6 protein-coding genes are annotated in these 9,264 nt (G+C 45.0%); 5 read left to right on the top strand and 1 reads right to left on the bottom strand.

Going from position 1 to position 9,264, the window contains the following annotated elements; translation table 11 throughout:
- Positions 1-276: efflux RND transporter permease subunit (locus tag RH85_RS17975; RefSeq protein ID WP_006714138.1), on the top strand; the 276-nt coding region annotated here is incomplete at its 5' end.
- Between the two features lie 66 nt (positions 277-342).
- Here the strand turns inward: RH85_RS17975 and hflX are convergent.
- Positions 343-1,725, bottom strand: a complete 1,383-nt coding sequence (gene hflX, locus RH85_RS17970; RefSeq protein ID WP_006714137.1) for a GTPase HflX — start codon at positions 1,723-1,725, stop codon at positions 343-345.
- Between the two features lie 601 nt (positions 1,726-2,326).
- Between hflX and RH85_RS17965 the strand changes: the two genes are divergently transcribed.
- From RH85_RS17965 to RH85_RS17950, 4 genes are all read left to right on the top strand, one after another.
- The gene (locus tag RH85_RS17965; RefSeq protein WP_006714135.1) at positions 2,327-2,746 is read left to right on the top strand and encodes an Hsp20 family protein; all 420 of its coding nucleotides are present in this window, start codon (positions 2,327-2,329) and stop codon (positions 2,744-2,746) included.
- A 292-nt stretch (positions 2,747-3,038) separates the two neighbouring features.
- Positions 3,039-4,934 carry a molecular chaperone DnaK gene (gene dnaK / locus RH85_RS17960; protein ID WP_006714134.1) on the top strand — a complete coding sequence of 632 codons (1,896 nt, stop codon included), beginning with the start codon at positions 3,039-3,041 and terminating at the stop codon, positions 4,932-4,934.
- A gap of 130 nt (positions 4,935-5,064) precedes the next feature.
- Complete coding sequence (locus tag RH85_RS17955) at positions 5,065-5,961, top strand: DnaJ C-terminal domain-containing protein (protein ID WP_006714133.1); 897 nt, start codon at positions 5,065-5,067, stop codon at positions 5,959-5,961.
- Positions 5,962-6,825: 864 nt separating this feature from the next.
- Positions 6,826-9,261 carry a DMSO/selenate family reductase complex A subunit gene (locus tag RH85_RS17950; RefSeq protein ID WP_006714131.1) on the top strand — a complete coding sequence of 812 codons (2,436 nt, stop codon included), beginning with the start codon at positions 6,826-6,828 and terminating at the stop codon, positions 9,259-9,261.
- The last annotated feature ends 3 nt before the right edge of the window (positions 9,262-9,264 follow it).

Raw genomic sequence — 9,264 nt, 5'->3', positions numbered from 1 at the left:
TTCTTAGTAGACCAAATAGATCTCGAAATATCAGAAGGTAAGCCAAGGTTTGATGCGGTTGTGGATGCATCAGCAAGCCGTGTAAGACCGGTATTAATGGGAGCGTTAACCACAGTGTTAGGCGTTGTTCCGCTCTATTTTGATGCGTTTTTCAAATCAATGTCTGTCGTATTAGTGTTTGGACTGACGTTCGCCACCTTGCTGACTCTCATCATTGTTCCGTTGCTCTATTCTGTATTTTTCAAGATTCAAGCGACCGAATCTAATGAGCGCTGAGATTAATATGTAATTTTAGTCACGGATAAAAAAGAGCCAGCAATGTTGCTGGCTCTTTTATTTTCCTTACTTCTGCATGCGCTTTTTCAATCTCGCCAATTCAATTGCGTTTGAGCGCACCGTGAGTTTTATGTGGTCGTATTCATACTCTTCTTTAATCACACTCATGCTGGTGCGGATTTCACCAATAATACCTTGAGCGTCATATTGAATAATGAATTCTTCTTCGATCATATCTTGCTGCGAAGAATCAACAATGTATTGGTGCAGCTTCGCCACATCAAGCGGATTGCGCGTCGAGGTCATCATCGCATCAGGAAATTCTTCCATTAGCGCAGCTTGCTGTTCCTCGCTCAATTGGTCCGATTTATTTAAGACCAACAGCTTCTTAATATCATCAACACCCACTTCACCTAACACTTCGTGCACCACATCAAGCTGAGTACGGAAGGTTGGATCGGATGCGTCAACTACATAAAGCAGTAGAGATGCGTCATGCGCTTCTGCAAGCGTCGAGTGGAATGAAGCCACTAAGTCATGCGGTAACTTTTTGATAAAACCAACCGTATCTGAAACCAGAATACGCGGTTGAGTTGCTGGGTACAGCGCGCGTACCGTGGTATCGAGCGTGGCAAACAGTTTGTTTTCCACCAGCATTTCACTGCCCGTCAACGCGCGCATCATCGACGACTTACCCGCGTTGGTATAGCCGACTAAAGCTACGCTGAAAAGCTCAGAGCGCTGGGAGCGACGGTTTTTCAACTCATGTTGTACGCTTACCAGTTCGCGTCTCAGTTCCGCTATTTGATCACGCACTTTACGGCGATCGAGTTCCAGCGTGGTTTCACCAGCACCTTTACCCATTTGGCGTTCTTTGTTACCGCTGGTCGATTCACGTAGGCGTGGCGCTAAGTAATTAAGACGAGCAATTTCAACCTGTAGACGAGCAGTACGAGTACGCGCATGGCGGCTAAAGATCTCAATGATGATGCCAGTGCGGTCAAACACTTCAACACCCAACTGGTTCTCAACGTTACGCAATTGAGATGGACTCAAATCACAGTCAAACACCACCACATCGGCACAGTACAACGGCAAGTTTTCTGATGGTAGATCTTCAAAGCGCATTTCATCATAGATCGGCGCGTCAAAAGACATGTCACCGAATGACTCATCATCAAACAGATCTTCGGTATCGAGATCTTCTTCCATCTCGCCTCGATTACCCGTTAAACGAGCGATCTCCGCCATTTTGCCTACACCCAGAACGCTCTGTTTTTGAGTTGAGGCAAGGTTTTGTGACTGAGTGCCTACTACGTTAAAGCCTAACGTCGTCACCAGACGGGCTAATTCAGCGAGCGATTCAGTCGCCTCTGCACCTTTAAATTGCGGTGTGCAGATGGAAATAAGTAAGGCGTTATTCTGTAATGGTTTGGCGGTTAGCTGCATAATTCTTTATGTTCGCGCACTGTTGTGCGACCTGCGTCTTTATCGATAATTGACGCCGATCCTACGTTGTTATCGCTTCTCTTTATAGGAAAATAGAAAACTAATTCAAGAATAAATTCACTGCGCCCATAAATAATTGAATTAAAACAATTTAATAAACAAACCATGCCACGTCAGTTTGAACCATTCTGGCTTCTAATCCATTTAACCGACAAACATGACACCGTCACTCTGACAAGTGAGCCGCCCGTTGTCCTGATCAGAGCTTTGGGTGCACTCAATCGCCGTGATAACGAAAAAATGAAATTTTTAGTTATTTTTTCTAATGGGTAGCTTGACAGGTAATTTCCGGAAGCATATATTGATTACACGAACTGCCTTATGGAGTTCTTTGATAGCTTGATTCGCCTAATAGAGGGAATGACAAGCTATCGGCTTGGAAGCGTTGCTCTAAACCATAACGAATGTGTTAGCCGCTGCGACTTCTAATTATTAACTGTTGACCGTATGTCTATTAAGCCTCACAAGGGCTTAGGAATATGGCTTCAATCTCATCGCAAAAAGCGGTGAGAACTATTGCTTATTATTGAAGGATAGTATTATGCGTAATGTAGATATTTCTCCCCTATACCGCCATGCCATTGGTTTTGATCGCCTGTTTAATCTTGTAGAGAACAATGCGAAGAAACCGTCTCAAACTGGTTACCCACCATACAACATCGAACAGAAAGATGAGCACAACTACCGTATCACTATGGCTGTTGCTGGTTTCTCTGAAGATGCGTTAACACTGACTCAAAACGAGAATATGCTGATTGTTTCCGGCGAAATCAAAGCTGAAGAAACAAAACCAACTTACGTTTATCAAGGTATTGCTGAACGCAACTTTGAACGAAAATTCCAACTGGCTGATTACGTCACTGTATCAGCAGCAAGTATGGAAAACGGTTTGCTACATATTGATCTTGTACGCGAAGTGCCAGAAGCAATGCAACCACGTAAGATCGCAATCAACAAGTAGTTCTTTATAAGTGAACACTGGTAGAACATAACTCAGTATTGCCGTTAAACACCATGAGACAAAGCGTAGAAAGATATCGCTTTAACCCTGGCTAAGATGGGTTTACACCCTAGTCAAACAGGTTGCAAACATTGCAGTTACCACCTGCTTAGCGGCAAGACTGATAACAGTATATTTCATTGAGAATGAGCATAGTGATAGCAAAAATGCATTCTATGTTCTTATAAAATCAACATTCGAATTTAGCTAATTTGCATTAATATAACTAATGCAAATTACAGAGGTAATTATTATGGGTAAAATCATTGGTATCGACTTAGGTACAACTAACTCTTGTGTTTCTGTTTTAGATGGCGACAAACCACGCGTAATTGAAAACGCGGAGGGTGAGCGCACCACAGCTTCTGTTGTGGCCTACACAGATGGGGAAACATTGGTCGGCCAACCGGCAAAACGCCAAGCGGTAACCAACCCAACCAACACGCTATTTGCAATTAAGCGTTTGATTGGTCGTCGCTTTGAAGACAAAGAAGTTCAGCGTGACATCGAAATCATGCCTTACAAAATCGTTAAGGCGGACAATGGTGATGCTTGGGTAGAAGCGAAAGGCCAAAAAATGGCAGCGCCTCAAGTTTCAGCTGAAATTCTGAAAAAAATGAAGAAAACGGCAGAAGATTTCCTTGGTGAAGAAGTCACTGGCGCTGTTATTACGGTTCCGGCTTACTTTAACGACGCTCAACGTCAAGCAACCAAAGACGCTGGCCGTATCGCAGGTCTGGAAGTAAAACGTATCATCAACGAACCAACAGCTGCAGCGTTGGCATACGGCCTAGATAAAAAAGGCGGCGATCGCACTATCGCGGTTTACGACTTAGGTGGTGGTACTTTTGATATCTCGATCATCGAAATCGACCAAGTTGAAGGCGAGCAAACCTTTGAAGTTCTTGCAACTAACGGTGATACACACCTTGGTGGTGAAGACTTTGATAACCGCTTAATCAACTACTTGGTAGACGAGTTCAAAAAAGAGCAAGGTATTAATCTAAAAGCCGATCCACTAGCAATGCAACGTGTGAAAGAAGCAGCAGAAAAAGCAAAAATCGAGCTTTCTTCTACCACACAAACGGATGTCAACTTGCCATACGTAACGGCAGATGCAACCGGTCCTAAGCATATGAACGTCAAAGTGACTCGTGCGAAACTGGAATCATTAGTGGAAGATCTTGTCCAGCGTTCTATTGAACCACTTAAAGTGGCACTGACAGACGCAAAACTGTCAGTAAGCGACATCACCGATGTGATTTTGGTCGGTGGTCAAACACGTATGCCAATGGTACAAGCGAAAGTGGCTGAGTTCTTCGGTAAAGAAGCTCGCCGTGATGTTAACCCTGATGAAGCAGTTGCGATGGGTGCAGCCGTTCAAGGTGGTGTGCTGGCTGGTGAAGTAAAAGATGTGTTGCTATTGGATGTTACCCCACTCTCTCTCGGTATCGAGACAATGGGCGGCGTAATGACCAAATTGGTTGAGAAAAACACCACTATTCCAACCAAGGCGAACCAAACGTTCTCAACCGCGGAAGATAACCAAAGTGCAGTAACGATTCACGTTCTGCAAGGTGAGCGTAAACAAGCGACCTTCAACAAGTCTCTTGGTCAGTTTAACCTTGAAGGTATTCAGCCTGCACCACGCGGTATGGCGCAAATTGAAGTGACTTTCGACCTAGATGCTGATGGTATCTTGAATGTCTCTGCTAAGGATAAAACCACGGGCAAAGAGCAGAAAATCACTATCCAAGCGTCAGGCGGCTTGAGCGATGCTGAGATTGAGAAAATGGTACAAGAAGCGGAAGCAAACAAAGACGCGGACAAAAAGTTCGAAGAGTTAGCCACCGCACGCAACCAAGCGGATCAAATGATTCACGGTACTCGTAAGCAAATCGAAGAAGTGGGTGAAGCTCTGCCGGCTGAAGAGAAAGCGAAAATTGAAACTGCAATCAACGAAGTTGAAGTTGCTCGTAAGGGCGATGACAAAGAAGCGATTGACACCAAGGTTCAAGCTCTCGCAGCAGCGGCTCAGAAACTGATGGAGATCGCTCAGCAACAAGCGCAAGCACAGCAAGCTCAGGGCAATGACGCTCAATCAAAAGATGATGATGTGGTCGACGCTGAGTTTGAAGAAGTGAAATAACGCTTTAGCTCAACTATCTGTACCATCTTAGGTGGTTGAGCGATATCATATTAGCAATGGCATTAAGGGCGTAAGAGATTTCTCGTACGCCCTTTTCCAGTTTTAGTCAGGAATAAAGCAAGAGGCTGACATGTCCAAACGAAATTATTACAGCGTGCTAGGCGTCTCCAAAGGAGACGACGTTAAAGATATTAAAAAAGCCTACAAAAAGCTCGCGATGAAATACCACCCAGATAAGAATCCGGGTGATGCAACGGCTGAAGACAAATTCAAAGAAATTAAAGAAGCCTACGAAATTCTGACTGACGCAGATAAACGTCGTCAATACGATCAGTTCGGTCATGCCGCCTTTGATGGCAGCCATGGTGGTTTTGGCGGACGCTCTCAACAAGGTCACGGCGGTTTTGAAGACATGTTTGGCGGCGGCTTCAGACAACAAGGTGGTTTTGGTGGCGGCTTTGGCGGCTTTGAAGACATCTTCAATCAAGGTCGAGGCCGACAAGCGCGTCCCCAAAAAGGCCAAGATCGTGAATTTACCTTTACCGTTGATTTTGTTGATGCGATACAAGGCGCTGAAAAAGTGGTTGAGCTACCAATCAACGGCGAACAAAAGAAAATCAACGTTAAGATCCCTGCAGGCATCAAAGACGGTGAGAAAATTCGCTTTGGTGGTAAAGGCGGTCCAGGTGTTAACGGCGGCCCAGCTGGTGATTTACTGCTGGTGATTACCACCCGCTCACATGAATTTCTCAAACGCGATGAAGACAACCTTATCTGCACCAACCATGTCGATATGATCACGGCAGCATTGGGTGGTGAAACGGAAGTTAACGTGTTGGATAGCCGTTTTAAACTGAAAATCCCTGCGGGCACACAAAGTGGCCGTAAGTTTAAAATCACCGGCAAAGGCGTGACTAACCGTAAAGGCGTGACGGGTGATTTATTGGTGGTGATTCAAGTGGATACACCAACCAACCTAAATGATGAACAGAAAGCAATTCTAACGCAGTTCCAAGCAACGCTTTGATCTCGCGATTCTCCGTTCTGATATAACAAAGCCTCCATTGCGGTGGCTTTGTTTTTCTCTAACTATTCATCTCCTAGCGGCAGCATTAAGGCCGGCCTGAATGAGGACCAATCAATGTGGTCAAATTCGTCCTTCACAAGCGCCTGGTGGATGACGCAAGGCAATCGCGCATTGTGATTTACATAATGTGACTTACATAATGTGAATACGTAATGCGAACGCCCTGGCTTAAATGACTAAAAATTCACCACCACAAACTTACGGTCTAATCCCATTTATGACCTACCCTCATATTGGTGAATGATCACTATCAGATCAAAAATCTTTACCAACTCAAACCCACTTACACTTTCAACAAGGTGACTTGGCATCATTCATCACTCCTATTGTTAATATTCTATTCTTTTTTAGATTGATGATGACTCAACATCCATGCGCGTCGTGATTTATATAAACGGCTGCATGGCTCTAGTGGATAGCAGCAGACTGTTCACTTTTAGTCATCACCACCCTCTTTCTTTATGCAACCGTTATTCAATTTCCATATCAAACTGCGTTCCCACTGCGTTTCTTGTTCACATTCTGAAAGAAATTAAAACACAACAGAACAATAACAAACAAATATACCTCACCACACTTATGAATAGTTGTGTCATTTAAAAAAGAAAAATTAACAGGTAACCGTCACATAAATTCACTTTCAGAGCCTAATTATGATTTTAGTCAATTAAATGGCTAGCCGGGGTTATTACATTCACTGTTAGCAAAAGTTTGTTAAAACACGTCATTTAATGAAATTTAAACAAATCTTTTCGTGAGCATAAATAATCAAAAATATAAATATTCATTCATTATGGAACTCATATGAAGAACTGGATTAATGAAGCAATTTTGTCGCCGATGAAGCGCCGCACATTTATGAAGTGGGGAGCGGCTGTAGGTGGAACGACAGCTGCTGTTGGTATGGGCTTACCATTAAAAGCCGCTGCTGCGGATACAACGACACAACAAGATGGCGAAACCAAAACTGTATGGTCAGCATGTATGGTGAACTGTGGTAGCCGATGTGCACTGCGAGTACACACCAAAGATGGCGTCATCACGCAAATCGAAACCGATAACCGTGGTGACGATAACGGTGAGTTTGGTACTCACCAAATTCGTGCTTGTTTGCGTGGCCGATCAATCAAACACCGTGTCTATAACCCTGACCGTCTAAAATACCCAATGAAACGTGTCGGTGAACGTGGCGAAGGCCGCTTTGAGCGCATCAGTTGGGATGAAGCCATGGATCTTATGGCGGACAAACTCAAGTACACGATCAAAGAATACGGTAATGATTCTATCTTCATTACTTATGGTTCAGGTACTCAAGGCTACCGTACTGACGGTAAAGATTGCTTCAAACGTCTGTTCAACATGATGGGTGGCTTCCTCGATTACTACGGTAACTACAGCTGGGGTCAAATCATGTTTGCCCTACCTTTCACCTATGGTGACAAAAAAGCCGCAGCTTATGGTTCGTACACGACAGAAATCGAAAACGCAGAACTATTGGTGATGTTTGGTTACAACCCTGCTGAAACTCGCATGAGCGGCGGCGGCGAGATCCACGAACACATCAATGCACAGCGTAAAAACAACGTGCGCACCATCATCATTGATCCTCGTTACACTGACACCATGTTAGGTAAAGAAGACGAATGGCTACCAATCCGTCCAGGCACTGACGCGGCATTGGTTGAAGGTATTGCACACGTATTGATCACTGAAAACTTGGTGGACCAAGACTTCCTTGATAAATACTGCCAAGGCTACGATGAAAAATCTCTGCCCGCAAGTGCACCGAAAAACGGTCACTACAAAGCGCACATCCTAGGTCTCGGCCCAGATGGCATTGAGAAGACTCCGGCATGGGCGGCTGATATCACGGGCATTCCAGCGAAGAAAATCCAACAACTTGCGCGTGAAATTGGTACCGCAAAACCATGTTTCATCACCCAAGGTACCGGTATTCAACGTCAAGCAAACGGCGAACAAGCTTCTCGTGCGATCGTTATGCTACCAATTTTGACAGGTAACATTGGTCTGCCGGGCACCAACACCGGTGATATGCCAGCAAACTACAGCTACCCAGCACCACGTATCCCAGTTGGTACAAACCCTGTACAAGTTAAAGTTCCATTCTTCAAATGGAGCGATGCGATTTGGCGTCACGAAGAAATGACGAACAAAACAGACGGTATTCAGGGCGACGAGCGCATGCGCACGCCAATCAAATTCATCCTTGCGTACTCTGGTAACGTATTGATGAATCAACACGCTGACTTAAACCGCCAAGCCGAAATCGTCAAAGACGAGTCGCTCGCAGAATTCATCGTGGTGTGTGATAACCATATGACGGCATCTGCACGTTACGCAGATTTGCTCTTGCCAGACGTAACAACAATTGAGAACAACGAAGTGAGTTCTGATGGTTACTCGTCAGGTTCACTGGGTGGTCTATTCCCATTAGTACGTGCGATTGAACCACTGTACGAAACACGCAGCGCTTACCAAATGTGTGCAGAGTTATCTAAACGCTTTGGCCTATACGACCAGTTCACTGAAGGCCGCGACCGTGAGCAGTGGTTGGAATACTTGTATAGCGAACGTATGAAGCAAGATCCAAACATTCCTTCACTGGAAGATCTGCGTAAAGATGGCCCTTACACTGTGGTAGCACCAAAAGAAGGCCGTATCGCGCTGGAAGATTTCCGTAAAGATCCAAAGGCAAACCCAGTCGGTACCCCATCGGGCCTAATCGAAATTTACTCGACCAAGCTAGAAACGATTACCAAAGAATGGGATATCAAAGACGGTGATGTGATCTCACCACTACCTCAGTACGTGACGACATGGGAAAGCCATTTGGACCCGAAAACAGAGCAGTTCCCGCTGCAATTGTTCGGTTACCACACCAAAGGCCGTACACACTCGACTTACCACAATATCCCGTGGCTACGTGAAGTCGTGTTCGATGGTATTTGGATGAACCCAATGGATGCGGCAAAGCGCAATCTCAAGAGCGGTGATTTTGTTAAGGTCTTCAACGACCGTGGTGAAATCCGTGTTGCAATCAAAGTGACTCCGCGCATCATGCCGGGCGTAACGGCAATGGGCCAAGGTGCTTGGTATAGCCCTGATAAGAAAGGCGTAGACCAAGGCGGTTGTATCAACTCGCTAACGTCACAACGTGCGACCCCGTTATCAAAAGGTAACGCGCAGCACACCATTCTTGTTGAAGTTGCTAAAGCGTAAGGA

Origin of the sequence: Vibrio ichthyoenteri ATCC 700023, from assembly GCF_000222605.1 — a bacterium.
Classification (GTDB): Bacteria; Pseudomonadota; Gammaproteobacteria; order Enterobacterales; family Vibrionaceae; genus Vibrio; species Vibrio ichthyoenteri.
This window is presented reverse-complemented; position numbering and strand designations above follow the sequence as displayed.

Bases quoted from the DNA above. Each gene is read 5' to 3' on its own strand.
- RH85_RS17950 (WP_006714131.1), top strand. From the start codon at position 6,826: ATGAAGAACTGGATTAATGAAGCAATTTTGTCGCCGATGAAGCGCCGC.
- hflX (WP_006714137.1), bottom strand. From the start codon at position 1,725: ATGCAGCTAACCGCCAAACCATTACAGAATAACGCCTTACTTATTTCC.
- RH85_RS17965 (WP_006714135.1), top strand. From the start codon at position 2,327: ATGCGTAATGTAGATATTTCTCCCCTATACCGCCATGCCATTGGTTTT.
- dnaK (WP_006714134.1), top strand. From the start codon at position 3,039: ATGGGTAAAATCATTGGTATCGACTTAGGTACAACTAACTCTTGTGTT.
- RH85_RS17955 (WP_006714133.1), top strand. From the start codon at position 5,065: ATGTCCAAACGAAATTATTACAGCGTGCTAGGCGTCTCCAAAGGAGAC.